The following is a 25,957-nucleotide window of genomic DNA, read 5'->3' on the forward strand; positions in this document are numbered from 1 at the left end:
ATCCGTCGACGCCGAACCGGCAGCAGTCCCGAACGTGCCCCACAACGACGCCGACGCCCGAATCGACGCCGGATCACCACCCAACGAGAACGACGCGCCCACTCGAATCAACCCTCCCGGCGTGTGCCTGTTCGAACATCTTTTGCCGCCAGCTGTTGGGCGTCGATCACGGCCACTCGGCTTCGTCACCCTGGCTTGTTCATCACCGCGCCCGACAGCCCTCTCGAATGTGACGCGATGGACGGTTCTTGGTTCCCTACAACGACTCTCGATCTACAGCAGACGAGACATCGACAACTGGCCGTCGGCCCGGAAAACCGGAAGTGACACCCCACCGATCCGGCCGGGTGTCACTTCCGGAACTCGACGTGCCTCACGACTGGGTGGCCAACGCCCCCAGCACGGCACCACGCATCTGCTTGACCGAGCCGGTCTTCGAGCCGAGCGCGGTGTGTACGGCCCTGAGAATTTCGCTGACCGCCGCCGACGAGTTGTTCCAGGTGCTCTGGATCTGGTTGTACTGCTCCATCTCGTCGCCGTCCCACGAGCTCTTCACCGCGCTCACGAAGCCACCGAGGTCGGTGAGCGAGGCCTCCAGCCCGCTGATCACGCCCTGGATGTCGGAGTGGGACGTCTCGGCAACTGATTCGTCGTATGCCTGGGTCATTTCGATGACCACCTTTCTGCTGAGGGGTTACTGTCGCTGGTTGCGCCACATTCGTTGTGTCGCAGGTATTGCAACCGTCAGATCCGCACCTGGGTCGCATCGAAGTTGGCGCCGCCGTGGACCTTCTTCAGGTCCGCGTCCTGCTCTGCCTCGTACTGGTTGTACAGCGCACCGGCGTTGCCGACCCGCTTCTTGATGTCGCTCAGGGCCTTGTTCAGGCCGGACATGGCGGTGTTCCAGGCTTCGGTGAGCTCGCCCCACGATCCGTACGACGTGCCCTGCCACACCCCCTGCAGCGGCTCGATGGCCTGGATGAACCGCTTCGCCTGCGTGTTCATCGACGTCTCGGCGGTCTCCAGATTGGAACTGTGCTTGACCACCGCGTTCTCGCGGACTGCGAACTTCGGACCCATGACGTTCCCCTTCGGTCGGAACCCTTCTCGCGGCACGAGTACGTCCCGCACCTGCCTCTACCGACGCTAGCGAACTTTCGGCGGTTCCCGCAGCTGTCCACAATGGGGAGGAGTACCCATCGGAGGGTGCCGCAGCCGGGCCCAACGAGTCAGCTCCCCCACATCAACGCGGGCCGAAGATCGACGGGTCGACCGCGCTCGCCGAGCCCGTCGGCGGGTCGGCCGGGGCGTCGCCGGTCGACCCGCGGGCCGCGATCTCGGTGGCCAGCCTGAGCCCGGCCACCGCCGCCGGCCGGCCGAGCCGCTCGGGCCGGCGGCGGCGCAGCCCCTCGTCGCGCGGGATCACCACCACCGGCAGCGACGGAAAGGTCCAGCTGGGTTTCGTCAGACCGCGGCTCACGATCACCGCCGTCGCCGGCCGGGTTCGCGCACGTCCGGGTGCGTTGCCGAGCCAGTGGGCGACGGCCTGCAGCCGCCGGTCGGTGTCACCGTCACCCCTGACCACCAGCAGGAAGTGGTCCGCGTGCTGCAGCACCCCGTGCAGCACCGGTGCGCTCGGCCCGACCGGGGTATCGATCACCACCAGATCGGCCCGCTGGCGCAGCCGGGCCAGCGCCTGCTCGACGAACTGTGGGGGGAAGCCCGGCCCGCCGGGCGGCAGCGACAGCACCGGCACGGCGGCCCCCGGGGTGAGCGCCGCCCGCAATCTGTTCCTGGCCACCACGGTCGATCCGGCGGACGGGTCGACCAGGCCCTGCAGTCGCCCCTGGCCGACGTCACCCCCGAGCAGTGCCGTCACCGTGCGGCCGGCGACGTCCCGGACCCCGGGCATCCCGGCGACGGCCGGGTGCGGGCCGGTCGGTACGGCGACCGTGTCCAGCACGGCGACCCGTCGGTCCGACCAGCCGGCGACGCTGAGGGCGAGCAGGGCGGCGACGCTGCTGCGTCCCTCGCCCGGCGTCAGCCCGAGGACGGCGACCGTCCTGGCCACCGGTCGGGTCGCGGCGAACCCGGCACGGGCAGCGGCGAACTCGGCCAGCTCTGCCGTCAACCCTGGGTTGACGGCGCCGGCCAGCATGTTGGCCATCACCTTCGCCACGTCTGTCCCTTCCCTGCGTGAGCCGCCGTACGTCCGTGCGCGATTCTGCCCCGTTTCGCCGGCCCGGGTCGGCCGAGGGCCGATCCGAGAGCGGGCTCACAGCCACCACCGGATGGGCAGTAGTCCCCAACCCCACCGGAACCCGGCGGAACCTGGCAGGGTTGTGCTTAGTCTTAGGACCGTACGGCCGGTGACTCTCCCGGCCGCAGCGACGTTGGGAGGACCGAGGATGACAACCCCGTACGCCAAGTACCCGCACGCGACCCTGAAGGCGATCGGCACCAAGCTGACGGGCGTGCACACCACGCTCGGCGAAGGCGACAAGGGCGCGAAAGACGTCGACGGCCTGTCCGACGACCAGTCGGACATCAACAGCCACATCGGCGACTTCCGCGGCGAGTGGGAGGCCAGCGTGAAGAAGCTGCAGGAGAACATCGGCACGTTCGGCACCCTGTCGACCAATATCGGCACCATGGTGGAGGGTTTCGACGCCGACGTCGCGAAGGCGATCAAGCCCGGCGGCGGAGGCGGAGGCGGGGGCGGCGGCAGGACCGCAGGGCCGCAGGCCACGTGACAGAGATCGGCGAGCTCACCGAAACCATCGAGCTGAATCCCGACGCTCCGCAGCCGCCGTTTCCGCTCTACCTGGAGCTGCCGAGCAGCTGGACGTTGCTGGACACCAACCCGGCCACCTGGGAACGATCCGCCCAGAACATGCTCGACACCACGTTCCACCGGTCGAAGCTGTCGGCGCGGGAACGGCGCGAGGTGCTGGGCTTCTTCGACCAGCTGGTCGCCGACTGCCAGCAGGCGGGCGCCGCGCTCAGCCTGATCCAGGTCGGCCGATTGGCCGCCGGCGGTGCGGCCAGCCTCGGCATCCATCTGGCGTTCGGCGACGAGGGGCGGCCGGCCAGCCTCGCGTCGGTCCAGGACTCGTTACCCCGCAACGGAATCACCACCGAGGTCGGGTCCGGGGTCGGGCCGGCACTGATGCATTCCGAGCGGATGACGATGGTCCCGCCGGGGGCCACCGAGTTGGCCGCACTCACCAGCATCCAGATCTTCGTTCCGATCCCGGGCACCACCTGGACCGCCGTGTTCGCCACCGCCAGCGCTTTCCCGGAACTGACCGACCCGGTGGAGCGGCTGCTGCGGGCGATCGTCGCGAGTTTCCGCCGGGAGCCGGAGCCGAACGCTGCCGTCGGCCAACCCACGGACGAGACCCCGCCGGAGTCCGACGATCCGGCCGAGTTCACCGAGCTGCCGAAGGGCAAGGGGCCCGGCATCGAGCGTGGCTTCACCACCTTGGTGCGCAAGCGGATCGACCCGGGCGACGATCACTCCGGGAGTGCCGGCGGAGCAGCTGAATCGTGACTGAGCGGGCGAACGAATCATCGGCACAGAACGATGGCAACCCGCGAGGGACGAGCGGGGAGCCATCGTGAGTGATCCCCGCCCGAAGATCATCCTGCAGGCGCACGCCACCCGGTCCAAGGTGGCGCTGGCGGTGCTGCTGCACAGCAAGGACCGCGGCGCGCGCGACCTGAAGAAGCCGTTCGGCGCACTGATCGCCGGCGCCGTCCTCGCGGTGGTCATCCTGGTCGGCTTCTACGTGGCCGGCCGACTCGGCGCCATGTCGCACTAGATCGCCTCGCATGGCTGCGTAGCGCGGTTGTCCCGCCACGCCTCACGTTCGCCGGCACAGCGAAGCGAGGACACGAGGTAGGCGACGAAGGAGCCCACCTCGTGGCCGCAGTCGAACGCGGCCGGCGAACCAAACGAATCAGCCCAAGGCGCGCTTCATCGCGGTGATCACGTCGAACAGCAGGATCAGGCCCGGCAACAGCGCCAGCACGGTGACAAATTCCAGTCCTTCGAGCAGCCGGCGTATCCGGGCCCGCGGCACCTCGGCCATCCGGGAGAACCCGGTGGCGCCCAGCAGCACCGCGGCCAGCGCCAGTAGCCCAAGGGCCACGGCGGTGGCGGCCCGGACATTCGTCATCGAGACCCAGGCCGGCAGCATGGTGGCCACCCCGATGGCGCCGACCACCGCGACGCCGAGCATCGGCACCACCTGCTTGGTCCGGCTGAACATCCGGCTGCGCAGGCCGAACACGGCCGCTGCCAGCACGCCGAAGACCGGTGAGATCCAGCCGTTCGCGATCGGCAACTGGGTGCGGATCAGCACCAGCACGGCGACCCCGGCACCCACTGCGGACGCCCAGACCACGCCGGTGGCGATCGCCTGGCCGCGACGCAACGCCCGGTCGACCGCCAGCCGCGGCACCTTCTCGCCGCGCTCGTCGGCCACCATCAGGTTCACCAGGCCGGCGCCACCCAACGCGAACTGCCCGGCCAGCCCGGAGGACAGCACGGTGATCACCACCACCAGACCGGCCATCCGGTACGCCGGCAGACCCGCGTAGAGCCCCACCCAAGAGGCCACCGCGAGCAGCGTCGCGGTGATCCCGGCGGCCGTCACCGCCGATGCCTGACGGACCAGCCCGACCGCGATCAGGGCGAGCGAGGCGGCGGTCAGGATCAGCATCAGGTCGGCGGCCGTCACCCCATCGGGCCGGGGCTGGACCGAGTACACCAGGGTGGCCGCGGCCGGCACCGCCATCGCCGCGACGTAGCTGCCACCGCGTTCGGCGACCAGGGCGCCGACGGCCAGCGCCGTCACCCCGGCGATACAGGCCCCGAGCCAGCCGATCGGGCTGGGCGCCGTCAGCGACACCCAGCAGGCGGCCAGCAGGATCAACGCCATCAGCCCGGCGATCCCCGACCGCCGGTACTCATCGGTGAAGGCCGGGGCGATCTCGGCGACGGTCTCCGCGGCGGCTGCCTCGACGTCGTCGACGAACGGCGGGGCGGCGGCCTCCGGGGCCTCGGTGAGGAACAGCACCATCCCGTCCAGGATGCCGCTGTCGTCCAGCGACCGGTCACGGGCGAGCACCCCGAGCTCCGGGGTGGACAGCACCCACCTGCGCGGCACCGGCGTGGTCGGGACGGACAGCAACCGCAGCACCATCGGCAGCTGCTCCGCGACCGGCGCCGAGGCCGGCAGCGATACGTCCACCTGCCGGTCGTCGCCGGCGATCGTCACCCGGGTGAACCGCGTTGCCATGGACGAACCTTCCGGGGTCTGACGACATTTCCGATCGGGCCTGCGCGAATGCCCGGCCGCCGTAGTCTAGGGGTCGCGAGTCGGCCGCCACCGGGGTTCGCCGTGACTCGGCAACTGCTTCAGGCGTCCGGGCGGACAGCAACGGGAGGATCGGGAACGTGGCACAGAGACCCCAATGGCGCAGCGGCTGATCCATCGGCCCGCCCGCCACCGCCCACCCGATGCCGACCTGCGCCCGGTCGAGCTGATCCCGGCACCGGTGATGCCGGACGGCGGCGCCGGCATGCAGGGCGCCATGCAGATCCTGATGCCGATCATGGGCGGTGCCGGCTCGCTGGTGATGATCGTCGCCAACAAGAACCCGGTGATGCTGATCGCCGGTGGAATCATGCTGGTGGTCACCGTTCTGGGTGCGATCCTGATGTTCATCGGGCAGCGCACCGGCGCCACCAAACGCGCCCACGACATGCGCCGCCGCTACCTGGAGTACCTGGAGAGGGTGCGGGCGGAGCTCGGCGAGGCCGGCAAGCAACAGCGGGAGATCGCCGAGCATCATCACCCTCCGATGGACGCGCTGGTGGACGTCGCAAGGGATCCGCTGCGGCTGTGGGAGCGGCGGCCCTCGGACGCCGATTTCCTCACCGTGCGGGTCGGCACCGGTTCCTCGCCGCTGTGGCAGCGGGTGGCGGCCTCCCCCTCGCACGATCCGCTGTCCGAGCCGGACATCGTCACTGCCGCCGCGGTCCATCGCATCGTCGAACGGGACCGGATGGTGGGCGGCATGCCGGTCGCGGTGCCCATCTCCGGCCGGGTGACGGTGGTCGGCCCGACCGCGATGGTCCGGGACACGGTGACGGCCGCGCTGGCCCAGCTGGTCACCCTGCACGGGCCGGAGGAGGTCCGGCTGTTCGCGGTCTCCCCGCGCCGCAACGTCGCCTGGCTGGACTGGTTGAAGTGGATGCCGCACGCGCTCAGCGACGAGGATGTCGACGGCACCGCGCCGAAGCGGATGGTCGCCTCCGACCTGGACGAGTTGGGCGAGCTGATCCGGACCGAGCTGTCCCGGCGGGTCGGCGAGCTGACCAGGTCCGGACGGATGCGGGCCAACCTGGCCGGCTCGTTCGGATACGCGATGGTGATCGTGGTCGACGCCGCCGGCGGCAAGGCACCCGACGTGCTGGCCGGCATCCCGCCGGAGATCTCCCCTGGGCAGCTCGGCGTGCACTGCATCACCCTCGCCGACTCGCCGGCCAACGAGCCGGAGCGGGTCGACGTCCGGGTCTCCTGTGACCAGGACGGCGTGCAGGTCCGGGACCTCCGGCCGGCACCGAACCCCGATCAGGACAAGGACTTTGCCGATCGGAACCACGCCAAGGGCGCTCCGTCCGGCGTCATCGACCGGATCTCGCCGGCGATGCTGCAGGCGCTCAGCCGGGAGCTGACGGCGGTCCGGCTGGTCGAAGAAAGTGCCGCGAGTGCGCCCCTTGAAGCCACCCTCACCCTTGGCGACCTGGTCGGCGTCTCCGACCCCGGCACCTTCGATCCGCGCCGGACGTGGGGCAAGCGCACCATGCCGGACTTCTTGAACGTGCCGTTCGGGCTCGGCCCCTCCGGCGAGAAGGTGCACCTGGACATCAAGGAGAACGCACTCGGCGGGATGGGCCCGCACGGCCTGTGCGTCGGCGCGACCGGCTCCGGCAAGTCCGAGGTGTTGCGGACGATCGTGTTGTGCCTGGCCATCAATCATCCACCGGAGCGGCTGGCGATGGTGCTGGTGGACTACAAGGGCGGCGCCACCTTCGCCGGGCTGGAGGACACCCCGCACTGCGCGGCGATGATCTCCAACCTCTCCGACGACGACGGCCTGGTCGACCGGCTGCACGACGCGCTGTTCGGCGAGATGAAGCGCAGGCAACAGGTTCTCGCCAAAGCGGGCAATCTGCCGAACGTCACCGAGTACAACCGGCGGCGGGACGCCGGGGAACCTCTGGACCCGCTGCCCAACCTGTTCGTCGTCATCGACGAGTTCGGCGAGCTGCTCACCGCGAAACCGGACTTCATCGAGCTGTTCCTGGCCATCGGCCGGATCGGCCGATCGATCGGGGTGCACCTGATGCTCGCCAGTCAACGACTGGAGGAGGGCCGGCTGCGCGGCCTGGAGTCGTACCTGTCGTACCGGCTCGGACTGCGCACCTTCAACGCCCAGGAGTCGCGCACCGTGCTCGGCGTGCCCGACGCCTACGAGCTGCCGCCGATCCCCGGCTCCGGCTACCTCGCGGTGGACACCACGGTGTTCCAGCGGTTCAAGGCCGGTTACGTCTCCGGCACCTACAAGCCGCCGGCCACCGGCGAGACGGTGATCGACACCGATCCGGTGGTGGCCCCGTTCCCGCTGTTCAACGACACCGCCGCCTACCTGGCGTCGATCAAGCCGCCGTCGGACGACGACGAGCCGGCGGAGACCGACGAGGACGCGTTGCTGCCGACAGTGCTGGACGTCGCGGTGCGGCAGATGGCCGCGGTCGGCACCCGGACCACCCAGATCTGGCTGCCGCCGCTGCCCAAACGGCTCGACCTCGACACCCTGACCGGGCCGGTCAGGATCGACCCGGTCCGCGGGCTTCGGGTGGACCTCGGCGGCGACCTGAAGGTACCGATCGGGCTGCTGGACAAGCCGGCCGAGCAGAAGCAGGAGCCGTACCTGCTGGACCTGGCCACCACGGGCGGGCACCTGGCCATCATCGGCGCCCCGCAGACCGGCAAGTCGGTGCTGCTCCGCACCATCATGATCGCCGCCGGGCTGACCCACCTGCCCGGTGAGGTCGCCTTCTACTGCCTGGACCTGGGCGGCGGCGCGCTACGGATCCTGGACGGGTTGCCGCACGTCGCGGGGGTCGCCACCCGGTTGGACGGCGACCGGGTGCGCCGGACCGTCGCCGAGGTGATGAGCACGCTGGTCGAGCGCGAGGAGCTGTTCGGCCGGCTCGGCATCGACTCGGTCGAGCAGATGCGCGAGCGACACCGGTCCGGCCGGTTGCCCGAATCCCCGGTGGCCGACGTGTTCCTGGTGATCGACAACTGGCCGGTGCTGCGCAGCGATTTTGATGACCTGGCCGACCTGGTACAGGACTTGGGCACCCGCGGCCCCGGCTACGGCATCCACCTGATCATGACGATGGGTCGCTGGTCCGATGTCCGCACCCAGCTGCAGGCGGCCATCGGCACCAAGATCGAACTACGGATCAACGACCCGATCGACTCGGTGGTGGCCCGCAAGGCCTCGGAGAACCTGCGCGCCGACACCCCCGGCCGGGCGATCATCGAACCCGGCCTGCAGCTGCACATCTGCCTGCCGACGCTGGCCGACGACCGGGCCGCCGATCCGGCGCTGGCCGGCGACGGCCCGGCCGGCGACGAGCTGGGCCTCGGGCTGCCGGAACCGACGGAATTGAGCCCCGAGCAGGAACGGGCCGGGCTGGACGACGAGCTCAGCGCGCTGGAGAAGCGGGGTCGGGACAACGACGGGGATGACGAAGATCAGGTCCCGCTCACCGAGCCTGCGCGGCCCGGCGGCGGGGCACCGGACGGCGGCGCGCCCACCGAGAAGCTGATCGCGCAGATCGCCGCTGCCTGGCAGGGCGATCCGGTGCCGGTGATCAGGATGCTGCCCGCCCTGGTCGACTACGCCTCCCTGGTGGAACGGGCCGGCGACCGCAAGGGCGTCGTCATCGGCGTCGACGAGGCCGAGTTGAAGCCGGTCGAGTTGGACCTGTTCGGCGCCGATCCGCACCTGATGGTGTTCGGCGATTCCGAGTCCGGCAAGACCTCGCTGTTGCGGGTGATCGTCAACGACCTGATTCGCAAGTACAGCGATCAGCAGGTGGTGTTCGCGGTGTTCGACATCCGCCGCACCCTGCTGGACGTGGTGCCCGAGGACTATCTCGGCGCCTACGCCGGAACCACCTCGATCGCGGCGCCGACGGCCGCCGCGGTCGCCGCCGAGATCCACAAGCGGCTGCCGCCGGACGACGTGACCGCCGCCCAATTGCGCAACCGTTCCTGGTGGCAGGGCACCGAAGTGGTGGTGATCGCCGACGACTACGACCTGCTGTCCCCCGGCGGCGCCGGGCCGCTGGCACCCTTCCTCGAGTACCTGCCGCAGTCCCGTGACCTCGGCCTGCACCTGATCCTGTGCCGGCGGTCCGGCGGCGCCAGCCGATCGATGTACGAGCAGGTGCCGCAGCGTATGCAGGAGGTCGGGGCGACCGGGCTGCTGTTGTCCGGCGACCGGATGGAGGGCCAGCTGTTCCCGGGTGCTTACATGTCGGTGCAGCCGCCCGGCCGTGGCCTGCTGGTCCGCCGGGGCCGCAAGCCCCAGCTGATCCAACTCGCCTACCGGCCTGAGGACCACCTGTAGCCGGCCCGTCCCGAGCACGTAGCAGGGTTGTCCCGGCGCGCGTAGCGGGGTTGTCCCGGCGCGGCGATGACGAAGGTATCTCATATGTGAGATAACATTCCGGGAATGACGTCGACCGAACAACCGACATACCTGGCCAGGATCGGCAATCTGATCAGCGACGCCCGCAAGCACCGCGGGCTGACGCAGCAGGAACTGGCCACCGTGCTGTCGACCAGTCAGAGCGCGATCAACCGGATCGAAAAGGGAAACCAGAACCTCTCCCTGGAGATGCTGGCGCGGATCGGCGAGGCGCTGGACTCGGAGATCGTCGCGCTCGGCGCCGGTCCCACTCATCTGCGGATCACCGGCCCGACAACACTTTCCGGGTCGATCGATGTGAAGTCGTCGAAGAATGCCGGGGTTGCCCTGCTCTGCGCCTCACTGCTCAACAAGGGCCGGACCACGCTGCGCAAGGTCGCGCAGATCGAGGAGGTCAACAGGCTGATCGAGGTGCTGCACAGCATCGGCGTGCGAACCAATTGGCACGACGACGATCTGGTGATCGTGCCGCCGAAGACGTTGCGGCTGGCCGACATCGACGTTGCGGCCGCTCGTCGCACCCGCTCGATCATCATGTTCCTCGGGCCGCTGCTGCACCGCGCCGATGCCTTCGGCCTGCCCTACGCCGGCGGCTGCGATCTGGGCACCAGAACGGTGGAGCCGCACATGGCCGCGCTGCGCCCGTTCGGACTGCAGGTCGCCGCGACCGATGGGTCGTACCACGCCAGGGTCGACCGCACGATGTCGCCGACCCGGCCGATCGTGCTGACCGAGCGCGGCGACACCGTCACCGAAAACGCTTTGATGGCAGCGGCTCTGCACCCGGGGACGACGATCATTCGCAACGCGTCACCGAACTACATGGTGCAGGATCTGTGCTTCTTTCTGCAGCAGCTCGGGGTCGACGTCGAGGGGGTCGGCACCACAACACTGGTCGTCACCGGTCGCGAGTCGATCGATGTGGACGTCGAGTATGCGCCCAGTGAGGATCCGATCGAGGCGATGTCGCTGCTGGCGGCGGCCATCGTCACCGAATCGGAGATCACCATCCGGCGAGCGCCCATCGAGTTCCTGGAGATCGAGCTGGCCCTGCTCGAAGAGATGGGCCTGGACTACGTCCGGTCGGACGAGTATCCCGCCGAGAACGGTCACACCCGGCTGGTCGATCTGACGACGAAGAAGTCCCGGCTGACTGCGCCGCTGGACAAGATCCACCCGATGCCCTTCCCGGGCCTGAACATCGACAACCTGCCGTTCTTCGCCGTCATCGGCGCCGTCGCGCAGGGCCGAACCCTGTTGCACGACTGGGTGTACGAGAACCGGGCGATCTATCTCACCGAGTTGACCAAACTGGGCGCGAGCGTGAAGCTACTGGACCCGCACCGGGTGATGGTGGACGGCCCGACCCATTTCTCCGGCACCGAGATCGTCTGCCCGCCGGCACTGCGACCAGCCGTAGTGATTCTGCTGGCGATGCTGGCCGCGAAGGGCACGTCGGTGCTGCGCTCGACCTACGTGATCAACCGCGGCTATCAGGATCTCGCGCAGCGGCTCAACGAGCTGGGTGCCCGCATCGAACCGTTTCGCGACATCTGAGCGCCCGGCAGGTCGGCCCGGTCGGATCAACCGAGCGGGTCGAGAATCTTGCTGCTGCTCGCGTCGAAGCGTCGGTTCAGGGTGGGAAGCGGCCGGTGTCGCGGTCGCCGCCGGTCAGTCCGGCCGCCGGTCCGGCGCCGGAAGGCCCGGTCGCTCGGCCGGATACAGGCTGACGACGAAGACGTACGGCTCGTCACCGTCGCGGGGCAGTTGATTGAAGTCGTTCATCAGCTCGATCACCCGCTCCCAGAACTCGCCGGCCCGTTCGTTCGAGATCCGCACGTGCCGGCGCAGCGCCCGCATCCGATCGGCCTGATAGGCCGGCATGGATTCCTCGGCCGCATCGGCGAGCTCGTTCGACCACGGCGGCGGCGTCACATCCTCCGGGCGGACCCGGCCGACGAAGTACATCCGGGCCGTACGCCCGTAGAACCGCTCCTCGATCGCGCGCACCCGGCGGGTGCGCACCACCTTGATCATTCCGGCATCGACCAGCACGTTGACGTGGTGCGCCACCGTGCTCCTGGGCCGGCCGACGGCCTCGGCGAGCTCGCTGACCGTCGCCGCTCGCTCCAACATCAGGTCGAGGATGGTGCCGCGCAACGGATCGGACATCGCCCGCAGTTCTCGCGGTTCGGTCACCACCATCCGGTCCTCGAGCTGATAGTCCGGAAATCCACTATTGATCGACTCCACTGGATCATTCTACAATCTTGGATCATTAGGCTGACAGCGGTTCGGCGATCAGCGGCCAGGAGGTACCCGCCATGACGGTGCACCAGCTTTCCCGCACCGACGCGCGCCGGATCGCGGTCCGCGCCCAGCTGCTCGACAACTATCGGCCGCCCGGCCTGCTCGATGCGGTCCGCGGCCTCACCCTGCTGCAGTTCGACCCCACCGCCGCGGTGGCCCCGAACGCGGACCTGGTGCTGTGGAGCCGGTTGGGCTCGCGGTACTCGCCGGACGAGCTGGCCACGGCGCTGGCGAAACGCGAACTCATCGAGCTCCGGGCGATGATCCGCCCGGCCGAAGACCTGGCGCTCTACCGGGCAGACATGGCCGCTTGGGACGGCGCGGCCCGCGGGGACCTGCCCGGCTATCGGGTATCGCAGCGGGAGTGGGTGCGGGCGAACGACTCCTGCCGCCGCGAGATTCTCACCCGGCTCGAGCGGGCCGGACCGTTACCGCTGCGCGAACTGCCGGACAACTGCGCTGTGCCCTGGCGATCGACCGGGTGGAACAACAACCGGAACCTGAGTCAGCTGCTGGAGTTCATGGTGCTGCGCGGCGAGGTCGCGCTCGCCGGCCGGGACCGCCGGGATCGCCTGTGGGACCTGGCATCCCGGGTCTACCCGGACGATCCGGTGGTACCGGCCGCCGACGCTCGACGGCTGCGCAACGAGCGGCGACTGCATGCCCTCGGCATCGCCCGCGCCCGCGGTCCGGAGTGTCCGGTCGAGCCCTTGGACGTCGGCGAGGCCGGCGAGCCCGCTGTGATCGAGGGTGTCCGTGGCACCTGGCGAGTTGACCCGTCATTCCTGGGCCTGCCGTTCGCCGGCCGGACGGCGCTGCTGTCCCCGTTCGACCGGCTGATCCACGACCGGAAACGGACCCTCGAGCTGTTCGAGTTCGACTACGGCCTGGAGATGTTCAAACCCGCGAGCAAGCGCCGCTTCGGGTACTTCGCGCTGCCGATCCTGCACGGCGACCTGTTGGTGGGCAAGGTCGACGCCACCGCGGATCACACCGCCGGCGTGCTCAGAGTCGACGCTGTCCACCGCGATGTGCCGTTCAACAAGGCGATGACGACCGCTGTCGACCACGAGATCGCCGACCTGGCCCGCTGGCTGAGGCTGGACGTTGCCGTGCCATCGATGGCGTGATCCGTTCAAGATCAACCCCACAATCCTTCGGAGGACAGACATGAGCACCCTCACCGACCGACCGAACACAGCTCTGCTGGTTGTCGACGTGCAGAACGACGTGATGGCCGGCACCCACAATCGAGACAGTGTCGTCGCCAACATCGCGACCGTGGTGGGCAAGGCCCGAGCAGCGCAGGTACCGATCGTCTGGGTGCAACACTCATCCGAAGAGCTGCCGATAGGTAGCGACGGCTGGCAGTTCGTCACCGAACTCGACCAGAACGAGTCGGAGCCGGTGGTGCGCAAGCTGTATGCGGATGTCTTCGAGGACACCGACCTGGAGAGCGTGCTGGCGCAGCGCAAGATCGGCAGCATCGTCCTGGCCGGCGCGCAGACCGACGAGTGCATCCGGGCGACGCTGCACGGAGCGATCGTCCGCGGCTACGACGCGACGCTGGTTTCCGATGCCCACACCACCGAAGACCTCAGCGAGTGGGGTGCTCCGACCCCGGACAAGGTCATCGACCACACGAATCTGTATTGGTCCAACCACCGAGCTCCCGGCCGACGAGCGGGAACAGTGACCACCGACTCCGTTGACTTCGGCTGAGCTGCTCCGGCGGTGGTCTGGCCATTCGGTTCAGAGCCCGCCGAACCGGTCGCCAACCCTGCGACGCCGCACGGTCTCCGTTCAACCGGCTGTATCGGCCTTCACGACGGCAAGGTCGGCGGGCGGTGCGGCCGGCTCGGATTCCAGCGGGACGATCCGTCGGGCACCCTCGACCGGCGACGAGATCGTCTGCTGCGAGCGGGATGCCCAGTCCCGGAGTCCGAGGATCACCATCACGAAGAACAGGCCGTAGACGATGCCGGAGAAGTACAGCCCGGACGAGATCGCCAGCGGCACGCCCACCAGGTCGACGGCGATCCAGACCAACCAGAATTCGACCACCCGCCTGCCCTGGGCGTACATCGCGATCACCGAGCCGACGAAGATCCAGGCGTCGGCGATCACCAGATGCCACGGCGCTTCGGGGAAGAACGACCCGTTGGTCAGTTTCAGCATGCCGGCGACGCCGGCGGTTCCGACCACCATCGCGGTGCCGATCACGATCCGCTGCCGCGGCGAGGCCCAGCTCACGGTGAGAGTGCCCTCGGACGCGCGGTCGTGTCGCCAGCGGGTCCAGCCCCAGACCGCACCGACGATGATCACCACCTGTCGCAGGGCGTTGCCGGGAAGGTGCGCAGCGAGGGTCGCCGACAAGAGCAGTACCGAGCCGAGGATCTGGACCGGCCAGGCAATCACCCGGCGCTGCATCGCCAGCACGACGGTGGCCACGGCGAACACGTTGCCGAACAGATCTGACCAGCGCACCGGCAAGCCGACGATCGTCACCGTCTCGTTCAACCACGAGAACACCTGCACGCTTTCCACACTCCGATCAACCGACATCCGGCGGGATCCGGGGTGCGCGTTGCCGGGGTATCCGTGGTGGCGGACACACCGGCGTCACTCGTGCGCCTCCCATCCGGACTTTGACCGTCGGTTCCGGAATTTCACCGGATCAACCGTTCCCGGGATGTCATCACGGGAACGGGTCGCGGACTTTCACCGCCGGCTCGGAATTTCACCGACCCCGGAGCACGAACTCCGTCGACAACGATACTCGCGGGTGACGGAGGCGCCTCGGGTACGTCATACCGTGACCGTCCGGCCCTAGCGCCCGGTGGCGCCCTCGCGGGCAGTGCCTTGCGGAGCCATACCACTCTGCCCCGGTATCCGGGGCAGAGTGGTAGGGACGGCCAAGGGTCCTTGAAAGGGGCAAGGTTGCCGTTGGATCTCATCGGATGCGCTTGGACATGGCAGCGCAGGTGCATGAACAAACGAGACGACAGCGCTGGGACCATCGACGGATGCGAACCGATCCTGCACCCCAAGGCTCAGAGCTCGAGCAGCTCACCCAGTACCTGGACTACCAACGCGAGTCGATGCTGATGAAGGTCGACGGGCTGACCCAGGAACAGCTGGCCCGGCCGCATCCACCGTCGGCGCTCACGCTGGCCGGCCTGCTGTATCACCTGGCACTGGTGGAGGAGGACTGGATGGAGGTGAAGTTCTCCGGTCTGCCCGAACGCGAACCGTGGGCGAGCGCCGACTGGGACGCGGATCGGGACTGGGAATTCCATGCGGCGCCCAGCATGGATCCGGGACAGCTGCGGGATCGCTACCGATTGGCGTGCGAGCGGAGCCGGACGATCGTGACCGAAGCTGCCGGCCTGGAACAACTATCGGTCACTCCGCTGCGGGGTGGGCAACAATTCTCGCTGCGATGGCTGTTGCTGCACCTGATCGAGGAGACCGCCAGGCACGTCGGTCACGCCGACTTCCTCCGGGAGGCCATCGACGGCACGGTCGGCGAATAGCGCACGGTTGACGGATGAATCGGCGGCGACTCACTCGTCGTCGACGGGAACGCTGCCGCGAGCCGCGCCGGTGCGGGTCGCGACCCTCATCCGGACCGTCACCGTGTCGCCGTCCTCGAGGTGTTCCCGCTTCCGCACATCAGCTTTCACCGGCACGATGTAGCCGCCGTCCTTGGGCCACAGCGACGTCTCCCAGCAGGTGCGGCCGATCTGAATCTCCGCCGGGATCATTCCCCAGCCGTAGCTGACGAACCGGGCGTCCTCGTGCAGGTCGAGGCAGTCCACTTCGGGCACGCTGACGAAGTACCACGGCGCCGGTCCTCGCCAGTACCAGAGCGTCCCGGCGAACGTCCTGTCCATCGGCTCGCTCCCGACCCGCTGGGGCACGTCGATCATCGGATCACAGTAGAACAGGCTCCGGACGAGCAGCGAGGCGTCGAGCTGCGCTTCTGGTTACCGACGAACCAGGTCGCCGAGCTGCTGCGCGCCGCGGGTCGAACCGCCATCTGTTGCGCGCTGCTCCGGACGAGGTCATAGTTTCGTTCGTACCCGTCGAGGTGTCGCGATCCGACAAGTGCGAGTGCGAGTGCGAGGTCAGTCTCTGAAAGGGGCGATCGGATGACGCAATCCGACACCGCGACGCAGCCACCGAGCGGTAGCAACTCACTGGACGCAGAGCAGGTCGGCTACAAGCAGTCGCTCGGCCGACGCCACGTGCAGATGATCGCCATCGGCGGCGCCATCGGTACCGGCCTGTTCCTGGGCTCGGCCTCCCGGCTGAACAGCACCGGCCCGGCACTGCTGCTCAGCTATGCCTTCGTCGGCGTGATCGCCTACTTGCTGATGCGCGCGCTGGGTGAACTCGTGCTGCACCGGGCGACCTCCGGCGCCTTCGTGTCGTACATGCGGGAGTTCTACGGCGAGCGCGCCGCGTACATCACCGGCTGGATGTATTGGTTGAACTGGGCGCTGACCGGGATTGCCGAGCTCTCCGCCGTCGGCCTCTACATGCAGCACTGGTTCCCGAACCTGCCGACCTGGTTGACCGTGCTGATCGCGCTGGCCGTGGTGCTGGTGATCAACCTGATGTCGGCGCGTGCGTTCGGCGAATTCGAGTTCTGGGCCGCGCTGGCGAAGGTCGGCGCCATCGTGGTGTTCCTGGTCGTCGGTCTGGTCGTGGTGATCGGCCGGTTCCACATCGGCACGCACCAGGCGGGCTTCAACAATCTGTGGAGCAACCCCGGTGGGTTCTGGCCGGGCAGCGGCGATTTCCATTGGTACGGCCCGATCCTGGTGATGTCGGGTGTGGTCTTCGCCTACGCCGCGATCGAGATGGTCGGCGTGGCCGCCGGCGAGATGGAGGATGCCAAGCGCGAGGTACCCAAGGCGGTGAACGCGGTGATCTTCCGGATCGGCGTCTTCTACTGCGGTTCGATCCTGTTGCTGGTGTCGATGCTGCCGACCAGCGAATACAAGTCGGGGATCAGCCCGTTCGTCACCGTGTTCGGCCGGATGGGCATGGACTGGATGGCCAGCGTCATCCAGATCATCCTGATCGTCGCCGCGATGTCCAGCCTCAACTCGGGGCTGTACTCGACCGGCCGCGTCCTGCGCAGCCTCGGAATGGCCAAGCAGGCCCCGCGATTCACGCTGAAGATGAGTGCCTCCGGTGTGCCATGGGCCGGCATCGTCATGACGTCGGTGGTCTTCGTCTTCGGCGCCGTTCTCAACGCGTTGACGCCGGACGCTTTCGAAGTCGCACTCGAGGCCGCTGCGATCGGGGTGCTGTTCACCTGGGGCACGATCTTCCTGTGTCAACTGCGGCTCCGGCGGTTGTCCGACCTCGGGGTCATACCCGCAAGCCCGTTCCGAATGCCCGGCTCCCCCTACACCAGTTACATCGGCCTGGCGTTCCTGATACTGGTCCTGGTCGGGATGGCGATCTCCGGATGGCAATCGTCGCCGTACTTCTGGCACAAGGTCGATTTCCTGGTGGTGGTGCTCGGCATTCCGGTGCTCGCGGTGCTGTTGACCATAGGCTGGCTGATCGTCCGACCGAAGGTCGTCGCGAACACCGGCGGTCGACTCAAGGCGGTGTGGTCCGAGGACGGGCCGACCTACGGGTCGGCGCCGGACGCGGTGGCATCGACGCCGCCGCCCGCCGGCCGCCCGGGCGACGATGCGGAGGGCTGACGAATGAGGCGAATTGTTCCGGGTCGGCGCGGCCGACCGATCGGCGCGGCGCCGGTCGTCGTCGCATTCGCCGTCGGCCTGACCGTGCTCGCGGGATGTTCCTCCGGGTCGGCCGGGCCCGCCGAAGCGACGGACAACGGCGCGACCGGCAACGCCAAGCTGACCATCGGCATCGCCGACGACGAGCCGGGCGTCAGCATCAAGACCGACAACGGTTACGCCGGCTTCGACATCGATACCGCGAACTACGTTGCCGGCAAACTCGGCGTGCCGACGGCGAACATCACCTGGAAGCCCGTCGACCCCGGCGAACGGATCAGCGCACTCGAGAAGGGCGAGGTCGACCTGGTGGTGGCGACCTTCTCCATCACCCCCGAGCGCGAACAGCAGGTCTCCTTCGCCGGGCCGTACTTCATCGCCCATCAGGATCTGCTGATCCGACGCAACGACACCTCGATCACCAGCCCGGAGACCCTCAACGGCAAGATTCTGTGCGAGGCCAGTGGCACCACATCGGCCGACTACGTGACGCAGCACTATGCCGGGAAGATCACCGTGCGAGAGGTTCCGACCTTCTCCGAATGCGTTCGCAACCTCGCCAACGGTGACGTCGACGCGGTGTCCACCGACGACCTCATTCTCGCCGGGTTCGCCGCCGAACCGCAGTACAAGGGCATCCTGAAGGTGGTCGGAAAGGGCTTCACCGACGAGCGATACGGAATCGGCGTCAAGAAGGGCGACACCGAGCTGGTGGCGAAGGTGAATGCCGCGCTGCGGTCGTACATCGACGACGGGTCGTGGAAACGCTCGCTGGACAGGAACATCCGTCCGTCCGGGTACGGCATTCCGGATCCGCCGGCCATCGGCGGCTGACGCCCGCCCGGATCGGCGGCTGACGTCCGCCGCGGTCAGCGGCTGGCCCAGTCGTCCGGATCGGTGAACTGGATGACGTTGGCCAGCCTTCTCTGGACCGCGCCGATCTCCCGGACCGCCTGCGCGAGCACGCTCCGGTCCAGCGGCGAGAGACGGCTCCGGCTCAGCACATTGGACGGCCGCTCCCCCCGGTCATGTTGGTCGAGCTGATAGCCCAGCCGCAGGCGCTGGAGCACCTCGAACACCTCCATCAGCACCGTCGCCTGCTCGGTCGGGAGGAGCTCGGAGCCGGACGCCGCCATCAGCCGCCCGCGGGTGGAGACCTCTGCGGACTGCACGCCGAGGGCAGCCCACCGGGCGATGTCGACCACCGGCCGTAGCGCGTGCGCCTTGATGTCGAAGGTGCCGGCCCGGCGGACCAGTACATCGCGCACCGACCGCAGCCTGGCCCGGTTGGACAGCGACTCGGTGAGCAGCAGCTTGAAGGTGCCGGGATGGCTCCGGATGTCCCCGAACACCTTGTGTACCACCGGCAACGCCGGGTCGCCCTGGATCGGCCGGCCGTCCAGCAGCAACGACGACATCACCATGCCCTGGTTGGTGAGCGGACTGCGCAGCCAGGCCTGTGCGGCGGCCCGCCACTGCTGCTGGGTCCGGGCGAAGGCCGGTTTGCTCGGGGTAGCACCGTGTTCGTCGACGTGCAGCCCGGCTCGCCGCAAGGTCTGCTCGACGTCGACGAACGCCGCGCGGTAGCTCGCCGCCTTCGCCTCGGTGTCCACCTCGGGGCCCAGCACCACCGCCGAGTCGATGTCCGATCCCAGTACCGGTTCGCGCCGACCGTTGCTGCCCAGCGACAGCCAGGTGATCTGGCCGGTGTCGACCTCTGGATGATCGTCCAGTACCAGGCCAAGGACCGCGCGCTGCAGCTGGTCGACGACGGTGGAGTAGATCGCGGTGACCTCCGACGCCTGCCGGCCCCGCTCGAACAGTCCGTGCAGCAGCGACGGCAACCGGTGCCCGAGCTGGACGACACTGTCGATACTGTCGGCCCGCCCGAGCTGTTCGCGCAGCAACAGCCCGACCGAGGACACCGACACCATGAAGTCCTGTGGCAGGATCACCCCGCGCAGGGCGCCGGCCCGGTCGACCACCAGCAGATGGTCGAGGTCCGACTCGGTGAGCTGAACGAGGGCATCGGCCGCCAGGCTGTCGGTGACCGCTGATACCGCGGGCACCATCACGTCACCGATCGGTGTCCGCGGCGGGAGTCCGGCCGCGACGACCCGTTCCCGCAGGACCCGGTCGGTGACGATGCCGAAGTTCCCGGACGGCAGCGGCACCGCCAGATAGGTCAACCCGGCCGCCGTCATCCGGCGCGCCGCCTCGGCAACGGTCAGCGATGCCGGACCGGACAACGGCGGCGAGACGATCAGCTCGTCGACGGTGCTGTAGGTGGGGGTGGAGGTCCGTCCGGCAACGGCCGACAGCGCACGGGTGACGAAACGCATTCCGGCCGGTGACGAGAAGGCCGGCGCTGCCAACTCGGCCGGCAACCGGAGCACCCGCACCGGTCCCACCGCCACCACTCGCGGCCCCGTTTTGGTTCCGCTGAGCACCGCGGTGAACCCGAAGATCCCACCCCGGCCCAACACCTCGTCCGCGGGAGTGCCGGCGGGTGCCTCGGACATCCACAGCTCCACCTCACCGGACAGCACCACGAACACCTCGTCGCTGCCGGTGACGAACCCGTCCAGGATCCGTTGCCCTGGTCGGAAATCCGAGACCCGCCCGGCCGCGACGAGCGCCTCCCTGGCGGCGGGCGTCAGGGAGTCGAACGGTGGCAGCTCACCGAGAAACGTGCCGAGCTCGCTCACGGCATTCATCGTGCCAGGCGGGTCAACGGCACCGGACGCGGCGCGGCACGGCGTTCACGCCGGGTCGGCCGAGGTGAGCGCGGCGACGCCGGCGAGCGGCACCACCCCCTGCGCCTTCGCCGCCAGGTCCGGGTCAACCGTGATCAACGCGTCGGCCTGCAGCCTGGCGACGGCCAGGTACTCCGCTTCGTAGATGCTGTCCCATCCGTGTTCGCGGGCGATCTTCCAGGCGGTCCGGCGGGACACCCGGTCGCCGAGCAGCCGCATCTTCAATTCGGTGAGCCGGTCGTGGCGCTGCAGCGCAATCCGCTCGGCGATGTCGCCGCGCCGGACGGCGGCCAGCAGCAACGAAAGAGCCTGGGAGCGAATGAGGTTCGGGGCCACCAACTGGTGGATCGGGTGGACCCGGACGTCGTCGGCCACCAGCTGCAGCAGGGTCGGGGCGTCGATCACGAAGCGGGTCATCGGCCCACTGTAGGTGGGGATTCCGACGCGGGCACCAGGATCGTCGATCGGCGCCGTCGGCAGAACCGGGATGACGGGTGTCCCGGCCGACCATAAACTGCCCGCATGTCGCTGACCCTGCGTCCGATTGCCCGGGCCGACGTCCATCGGATCCATGAGTGGGCCTCCCAGGAATCCGCGTCCCGGTACCAGACCTGGGGGCCGAACACCTTCGCCCAGACCGAGGCGTTCGTCGACGCGGCGGCAGCCGCCTGGTTCGCCCCGGACGCCCCTGCCCGGACCTGGTGTGCCGTGTTACCCGGGCAGGGTGTCGTCGGCAACGGCGGTCTGACGTCGATCTCGCCCCACTGTCAGGAGATCAGCTACATCGTGCACACGGATCTGTGGGGGCGCGGCCTGGCGACCGAGATCGCGCTGCTGCTGGTCGAATTCGCCTTCCACCAACCCGGTACCGAGCGAGTGCAGGCGACCTGCGACCCGCGGAACACAGCGTCAGCGGCGGTGTTGACCAGAATCGGGATGAGCTACGAGGGAACGCTGCGGCACACCATGCTGATCCGCGACGGCTGGCGCGACTCGAGGATGTACTCCGTGCTGACCCACGAGTGGCCGTCGGATCCGTCCCGCCTGCATCGGATCAGTACCGAACCGACGTGATCGGTGAAGCGCCGCACCAGCTTTCCTGCCGTTTGCCGACCGGGCAGCCGGCCCTGCCCGGGTGTAGGCGAGCGACCCGTTGCTGCGCGGTGCCCGCAGCACCGAACGCACGGTGCCCGCCCACCAGTAACGGACCCCTCCTTCACCGCAGCAGGATGTCCTCCGAGGTGCCGCGACGGTTGTTCCAGTACGCCAACCCCGGTGGCACGTCATGCCCGTCCATCAGGCCTCTCGGTATCGCTGCCGCGGGCCGAATGTCGGCGAATCGCACACCCGACGGCCCCGCGATCGCCCCGGCCGGACGCTATCCGCGGAGCCGCTCCAGCACCGGCGCGAGCTGATCAACGCCGCCCAACAGGACCGAGGAGATGCCGAGTTCCTCGCGCAACTGCAGGAATTTCTCGACCAACCGATCGATCGAACCGATGAACAGGTGCGGGGAGTCGATCACCTCCTGTTCGGTGAGTTCGACCCCGGTCCGCGACCGGAGTCCGTCGATCACCCGGCGCGCCTCGCCCCGCAGATCATCGGTCACCGTCACCGGCCACATCGACGGATAGATGTTGATGCGCAACGCATCGAACCGGGCGCCGGCGGCCTCGCGAACCCAGCTGATCTTCTCCCTGGCGGCGGCCAGGGTCAGCGACCGGGCGTCGACCGTGCCGCCCGGCAGGATGCGCGGCGAGAGCCCGACGATGTCCGCCTCCCGCCCGGCCAGGCTCAGCGTGCGCCGCCCCCCACCACCGATGAAGAACGGCGGGTGCGGCCGTTGCACCGGCACCGGACCGGCGGTGTAGTCGGTGATCGCGTAGTGCTCACCGGCGAAGCTGAACGGGGCCCCGGAGAACAGCCCCTTCAGCACGGTGATCGACTCGGCCAGCCGCGCCTGGCGGACCGGCGCACGGTCGAAGGTCAGGCCGATGGCGTCGTACTCGGCCTCGTTCCAGCCGGCTCCGATCGCGATGTCCAGCCGCCCCCCGGACAGCACGTCGATGCTGGCCAGCTCCTGTGCGAGCACCGCCGGATGCCGCAGATCGTTGTTCAGCACGAACGCCGACACCCGCAGCGTGGACGTCGCGGCCGCGACCATCGCCATCGTCACCACCGGTGACATGCCGCCGAGCAGATGATCGGGCAGCACCAAACAGTGGTACCCGAGCTGCTCGGCGTGCCGGGCGCGGGCAGCCAATTCGTCGCCGCTGACGACCCCGGAGACATCGGCCAGGAATTCGAACTCTCGCATGCCGTCATCCTCGACGACGGCGGGGCGAGCTTCCGACCCGACCCACAGATTTCGGCCGCCCGCGCTGCATGTCACACCCGGCCGTGGCTGTCTCGTCTCCGGTCCGAACACCCAGGACAAGCAGCGGAAGGTGATCGACATGCGGGTATTCGTAGCGGGCGGCACGGGCGTGGTGGGGCGACGGCTGGTGCCGCAGTTGGTGGCCCGCGGCCACCAGGTGACGGCGACGACGACGAGCGGGGCGAAGGTGGGTGCGCTGGAGAAGTTGGGCGCCGCGGCGCTGGTGATGGACGGACTTGATGCCGCATCGGTTGGCGAGGCGGTGGCCGCCGCCCGGCCGGACGCGATCGTCCACCAGATGACCGGCATCGCCGGCAAGGCGGACATCAAGCACATGGACCGGTGGTTCGCGACCACCAACCGGCTGCGCACCCAGGGGACGGATCACCTGCTGGCCGCCGCCGAGGCGACCGGCGTCACCAATTTCATCGCCCAGAGCTATGCCGGCTGGAACGGCATCCATCAGGGCGGCTGGGTCAAGACCGAGGCGGACCCACTGGATCCGATGACGGGGACGGCGGCGGAGCCGGTGATGGCGGCGGTCCGGTATGTCGAGGACGCGGTCGGCTCGGCGGGTGGTGCGGCGCTGCGGTTCGGCTGGCTGTACGGGCCGGGCGCCACCGAAGATCTGGTCGCACCGGTGCGCAAGCGGCAGTTCCCGCTCATCGGCAGCGGCGCCGGCTACACCTCGTGGCTGCATCTGGACGACGCGGCGAGCGCTACCGTTCTTGCCGTGGAGCAGCAGGCGAAGGGCGTGTTCAACATCGTGGATGACGAGCCAGCACCCGCGAACGAGTGGTTGCCGTACCTTGCGGCCTGCGCCGGCGGCAAGCCACCGATGCGGGTCCCTGGCTGGCTGGCCCGGCTGGCCGCCGGCAAGGTCGCGGTGAGCCTGATGACGGAAGGCCGTGGCTTCTCCAACGCCAAGGCCAAGCACGAGCTCGGCTGGCAACTGCGCTATCCGTCGTGGCGACAGGGCTTCAAGGCTGAACTGGCATGAGCCGAGTTGCGGAGTTCGAGGAGCTGCGACCTCTGTTGTTCGCGATCTCCTATCGGATTCTCGGCAGCGTCAGCGAGGCCGAGGACGCGGTCCAGGAAACCTGGCTCCGCTACGAGCGATCCGCGACCACGCCGACGTCCACCAAGGCATTCCTGTCGGCCGTGGTCACCCGGATCTCGATCGACGTGCTGCGCTCCGCGCGGGTGCGGCGGGAGCAGTACGTCGGCCAGTGGCTCCCCGAGCCGCTGATCACCGACACCTACTCCGACCCCGCGAGGTCGGCGGAACTCGCCGACTCGGTGTCGACCGCGGCCCTGCTGCTGCTCGAGCGGCTCAGCCCGCTGGAGCGGGCGGTCTTCGTGTTGCGGGAGGTGTTCGCCTTCGACTTCCCCGAGATCGCGTCTGTGGTGGACAGATCGGAGGCTGCCTGCCGTCAGCTCGCGGTGCGGGCCAGGCGCCACATGGACGCTGGACGACCCCGGTTCGAGACCGACCGCAAGCAACGCAATGCGTTGGCAGTGCGGTTCTTCCGCGCCCTCCGGGAGGGTGACCTCGACGGCCTGCGGGCACTGCTGGCCGCCGACGTCCGGATGACCGCGGACACCGCCGGCCGCGGCCCGAACTGGGTCAAGGGAGTGTTCGGTGTCGAGCGGGTGGCCAGGACACTGGCATCGGTGGCTCCGCTGGTGATCGGGGTAGGCGTCACCGAGGAGCTGCGGGTGATGAACGGAGACATCGGTGCCGTCTACCGCGATCGGAGCGGCAAGGTGGTCGGAACGGTGACGGTGGACGGGGTTGACGGTCGGATCCAACAGATCCACACCCTGCTGAACCCCGACAAGCTCAGGCATCTCGGTCCGGTCGGCGATGCCGCGGCCGTTGTCCGGGAAGCGCTCCGGACTCGCTGACTCGCTGATTCGCTGGTCGGCAGGTCTCGCGGTTAAAGCGACCGCAACCGGCAGAACCTGCGGGCCGACGTTGCCGAGACGACAATGGGAGGTCCATGGTTCGAAGGCTCCCCGCAAGACATCCGCTCGCGAGCTGAGATCAATCGCCTCGGAGATCGGAAACAGACATGTCTTCTGTAGCAGTGATCACCGGTGCCGGTCGCGGCATCGGTCTGGCAACCACCCGGGCGCTGGCGGCGGCCGGGTGGGACGTCATCGCAACGGCTCGCCGGCCGGAGGCCGCCGAGTCGCTGCGGCAGCTGGCCGATGAACTGCCGGCAGTGACGCTCCGAGCTCTCGACGTCACCAGCGACGGGTCGGTCGACTCGTGCATCGGCTCGGTCCTCGCAGACCGCGGCGGTATCGACCTGCTGGTCAACAATGCCGGCGCCGGGCATCGCGGAACGTTGGAACAACTTGCCTTGTCCGAGCTGGCGCAGGCCATGGAACTGAACTTCTTCGGAGTCGCCCGCGTCACCAAGGCCGTATTGCCTGCTATGCGGGAAGCCGGCGCCGGCCGGGTGATCACCGTGACGAGTTTGAACGGCATTGTCGCGCTGCCGTTCAGTGACGCGTACAACGCCGCCAAGTTCGCTGTCGAGGGCCTCATGGAGAGCCTGGCGACGGTCATGCGTGAGTTCGGCGTGTACATCTCGGTGGTGGAACCGGGTCCGGTGCGGACCGCGTTCTTCGCCAATCTCGGTGGGCACGTGGACAACATCGATGACGACGATCCGTACCGGGAACTCATCAGCCGGTTCACCGAGCGGATGAGTGCGCTCGGATCCGGGGGCCAATCCGCCGAATCGGTCGCCGAGGTGATCCGGGACATCGCCGCCGACCCGTTACCGGCGTTGCGGTACCAGTCGTCGGAGCCCGCGCGGGCCATCGCCGCACAGAAACTGGTGGATACCACCGGACGGAGCATCCTGACCGCGACCGGGACTCTGCTGCAACCCTGAGCCGCCGCTTGTACCGTGGGAGGGGCCATCCAG

At 68.7% G+C, this 25,957-nt stretch carries 24 protein-coding genes and 1 riboswitch; of the genes, 14 read left to right on the plus strand and 10 right to left on the minus strand.

Going from position 1 to position 25,957, the window contains the following annotated elements; genetic code table 11:
- Positions 1–373: 373 nt before the first annotated feature.
- From K340_RS0119380 to K340_RS0119390, 3 genes are all read right to left on the minus strand, one after another.
- Entirely contained in the window at positions 374–667 is a 294-nt protein-coding gene (locus tag K340_RS0119380) for a hypothetical protein (protein ID WP_029137917.1), read from the minus strand.
- Between the two features lie 77 nt (positions 668–744).
- Positions 745–1,080: a WXG100 family type VII secretion target gene (locus K340_RS31645; RefSeq protein WP_037365798.1), complete on the minus strand. Its 336-nt coding sequence runs from the start codon at positions 1,078–1,080 to the stop codon at positions 745–747.
- A 163-nt stretch (positions 1,081–1,243) separates the two neighbouring features.
- Positions 1,244–2,179 (minus strand): P-loop NTPase family protein, encoded by a 936-nt coding sequence (locus tag K340_RS0119390; protein WP_029137918.1) that lies wholly within the window; start codon positions 2,177–2,179, stop codon positions 1,244–1,246.
- A 229-nt stretch (positions 2,180–2,408) separates the two neighbouring features.
- Here K340_RS0119390 and K340_RS0119395 point away from each other — a divergent pair, with 229 nt between their 5' ends.
- The 3 genes from K340_RS0119395 to K340_RS0119405 all read left to right on the plus strand — a co-directional run bounded on the left by K340_RS0119395 (position 2,409) and on the right by K340_RS0119405 (position 3,824).
- The gene (locus K340_RS0119395; RefSeq protein ID WP_029137919.1) at positions 2,409–2,753 is read left to right on the plus strand and encodes a hypothetical protein; all 345 of its coding nucleotides are present in this window, start codon (positions 2,409–2,411) and stop codon (positions 2,751–2,753) included.
- Entirely contained in the window at positions 2,750–3,553 is an 804-nt protein-coding gene (locus tag K340_RS0119400; RefSeq protein ID WP_029137920.1) for a hypothetical protein, read from the plus strand. The genes K340_RS0119395 and K340_RS0119400 overlap by 4 nt, the downstream gene beginning before the upstream one ends.
- 67 nt (positions 3,554–3,620) lie before the next feature.
- The gene (locus K340_RS0119405; RefSeq protein ID WP_029137921.1) at positions 3,621–3,824 is read left to right on the plus strand and encodes a hypothetical protein; all 204 of its coding nucleotides are present in this window, start codon (positions 3,621–3,623) and stop codon (positions 3,822–3,824) included.
- A gap of 138 nt (positions 3,825–3,962) precedes the next feature.
- Here the strand turns inward: K340_RS0119405 and eccD are convergent, their stop codons facing one another.
- Entirely contained in the window at positions 3,963–5,306 is a 1,344-nt protein-coding gene (gene eccD / locus K340_RS0119410; protein WP_029137922.1) for a type VII secretion integral membrane protein EccD, read from the minus strand.
- Positions 5,307–5,481: 175 nt separating this feature from the next.
- Here eccD and K340_RS0119415 point away from each other — a divergent pair, with 175 nt between their 5' ends.
- Both K340_RS0119415 and K340_RS0119420 read left to right on the plus strand, forming a co-directional pair.
- The gene (locus tag K340_RS0119415; protein WP_029137923.1) at positions 5,482–9,723 is read left to right on the plus strand and encodes a type VII secretion protein EccC; all 4,242 of its coding nucleotides are present in this window, start codon (positions 5,482–5,484) and stop codon (positions 9,721–9,723) included.
- 105 nt (positions 9,724–9,828) lie between these two features.
- Positions 9,829–11,361 carry a UDP-N-acetylglucosamine 1-carboxyvinyltransferase gene (locus K340_RS0119420; protein WP_029137924.1) on the plus strand — a complete coding sequence of 511 codons (1,533 nt, stop codon included), beginning with the start codon at positions 9,829–9,831 and terminating at the stop codon, positions 11,359–11,361.
- 114 nt (positions 11,362–11,475) lie between these two features.
- Here K340_RS0119420 and K340_RS0119425 read toward each other — a convergent pair whose 3' ends face one another.
- Positions 11,476–12,057 (minus strand): ArsR/SmtB family transcription factor, encoded by a 582-nt coding sequence (locus tag K340_RS0119425; RefSeq protein WP_029137925.1) that lies wholly within the window; start codon positions 12,055–12,057, stop codon positions 11,476–11,478.
- Between the two features lie 71 nt (positions 12,058–12,128).
- Between K340_RS0119425 and K340_RS0119430 the strand changes: the two genes are divergently transcribed.
- Positions 12,129–13,244 (plus strand): DNA glycosylase AlkZ-like family protein, encoded by a 1,116-nt coding sequence (locus K340_RS0119430; protein ID WP_029137926.1) that lies wholly within the window; start codon positions 12,129–12,131, stop codon positions 13,242–13,244.
- Positions 13,245–13,284: 40 nt separating this feature from the next.
- Positions 13,285–13,836 carry an isochorismatase family protein gene (locus tag K340_RS0119435; protein ID WP_029137927.1) on the plus strand — a complete coding sequence of 184 codons (552 nt, stop codon included), beginning with the start codon at positions 13,285–13,287 and terminating at the stop codon, positions 13,834–13,836.
- A gap of 81 nt (positions 13,837–13,917) precedes the next feature.
- Here K340_RS0119435 and K340_RS31650 read toward each other — a convergent pair whose 3' ends face one another.
- Positions 13,918–14,679 (minus strand): nicotinamide mononucleotide transporter family protein, encoded by a 762-nt coding sequence (locus K340_RS31650; protein WP_051266931.1) that lies wholly within the window; start codon positions 14,677–14,679, stop codon positions 13,918–13,920.
- A 60-nt stretch (positions 14,680–14,739) separates the two neighbouring features.
- Positions 14,740–14,875: riboswitch (FMN riboswitch) on the minus strand.
- Between the two features lie 265 nt (positions 14,876–15,140).
- Between K340_RS31650 and K340_RS0119445 the strand changes: the two genes are divergently transcribed.
- Positions 15,141–15,650, plus strand: coding sequence for a DinB family protein (locus K340_RS0119445; RefSeq protein ID WP_029137928.1), 510 nt, complete (start codon positions 15,141–15,143; stop codon positions 15,648–15,650).
- Positions 15,651–15,680: 30 nt separating this feature from the next.
- Here K340_RS0119445 and K340_RS0119450 read toward each other — a convergent pair whose 3' ends face one another.
- Positions 15,681–16,046 carry a DUF1905 domain-containing protein gene (locus K340_RS0119450; protein WP_211229548.1) on the minus strand — a complete coding sequence of 122 codons (366 nt, stop codon included), beginning with the start codon at positions 16,044–16,046 and terminating at the stop codon, positions 15,681–15,683.
- 222 nt (positions 16,047–16,268) lie between these two features.
- On the opposite strand from K340_RS0119450, the gene K340_RS31655 reads away from it, so the two are divergent.
- Together K340_RS31655 and K340_RS0119460 are read left to right on the plus strand one after the other, a co-directional pair.
- Positions 16,269–17,843, plus strand: a complete 1,575-nt coding sequence (locus K340_RS31655) for an amino acid permease (RefSeq protein WP_051266932.1) — start codon at positions 16,269–16,271, stop codon at positions 17,841–17,843.
- A gap of 3 nt (positions 17,844–17,846) precedes the next feature.
- Positions 17,847–18,716, plus strand: a complete 870-nt coding sequence (locus K340_RS0119460; RefSeq protein ID WP_029137930.1) for a glutamate ABC transporter substrate-binding protein — start codon at positions 17,847–17,849, stop codon at positions 18,714–18,716.
- 35 nt (positions 18,717–18,751) lie between these two features.
- On the opposite strand, the gene K340_RS0119465 is transcribed toward K340_RS0119460, so the two are convergent.
- Both K340_RS0119465 and K340_RS0119470 read right to left on the minus strand, forming a co-directional pair.
- The gene (locus K340_RS0119465) at positions 18,752–20,590 is read right to left on the minus strand and encodes a putative nucleotidyltransferase substrate binding domain-containing protein (RefSeq protein ID WP_211229549.1); all 1,839 of its coding nucleotides are present in this window, start codon (positions 20,588–20,590) and stop codon (positions 18,752–18,754) included.
- A gap of 54 nt (positions 20,591–20,644) precedes the next feature.
- Positions 20,645–21,055 (minus strand): type II toxin-antitoxin system VapC family toxin, encoded by a 411-nt coding sequence (locus tag K340_RS0119470; RefSeq protein WP_029137932.1) that lies wholly within the window; start codon positions 21,053–21,055, stop codon positions 20,645–20,647.
- A 105-nt stretch (positions 21,056–21,160) separates the two neighbouring features.
- On the opposite strand from K340_RS0119470, the gene K340_RS31660 reads away from it, so the two are divergent.
- Positions 21,161–21,712: a GNAT family N-acetyltransferase gene (locus tag K340_RS31660; protein ID WP_037365802.1), complete on the plus strand. Its 552-nt coding sequence runs from the start codon at positions 21,161–21,163 to the stop codon at positions 21,710–21,712.
- A 304-nt stretch (positions 21,713–22,016) separates the two neighbouring features.
- On the opposite strand, the gene K340_RS31665 is transcribed toward K340_RS31660, so the two are convergent.
- On the minus strand, positions 22,017–22,955 hold the full coding sequence (locus K340_RS31665; RefSeq protein WP_161632143.1) for a TIGR03621 family F420-dependent LLM class oxidoreductase: 939 nt from the start codon (positions 22,953–22,955) through the stop codon (positions 22,017–22,019).
- Positions 22,956–23,094: 139 nt separating this feature from the next.
- Here K340_RS31665 and K340_RS0119490 point away from each other — a divergent pair, with 139 nt between their 5' ends.
- The 3 genes from K340_RS0119490 (at position 23,095) to K340_RS0119500 (ending at position 25,924) form a co-directional block, all read left to right on the plus strand.
- Entirely contained in the window at positions 23,095–24,015 is a 921-nt protein-coding gene (locus K340_RS0119490; RefSeq protein ID WP_029137933.1) for an NAD-dependent epimerase/dehydratase family protein, read from the plus strand.
- Positions 24,012–24,923, plus strand: coding sequence for an RNA polymerase sigma-70 factor (locus K340_RS0119495; RefSeq protein ID WP_029137934.1), 912 nt, complete (start codon positions 24,012–24,014; stop codon positions 24,921–24,923). Before K340_RS0119490 ends, K340_RS0119495 begins: the two co-directional genes overlap by 4 nt.
- A 167-nt stretch (positions 24,924–25,090) precedes the next feature.
- Positions 25,091–25,924, plus strand: a complete 834-nt coding sequence (locus tag K340_RS0119500) for an SDR family oxidoreductase (RefSeq protein ID WP_029137935.1) — start codon at positions 25,091–25,093, stop codon at positions 25,922–25,924.
- The last annotated feature ends 33 nt before the right edge of the window (positions 25,925–25,957 follow it).

It is taken from the genome of Nakamurella lactea DSM 19367, from assembly GCF_000426645.1.
In the GTDB taxonomy this organism is placed as follows: Bacteria; Actinomycetota; Actinomycetes; order Mycobacteriales; family Nakamurellaceae; genus Nakamurella; species Nakamurella lactea.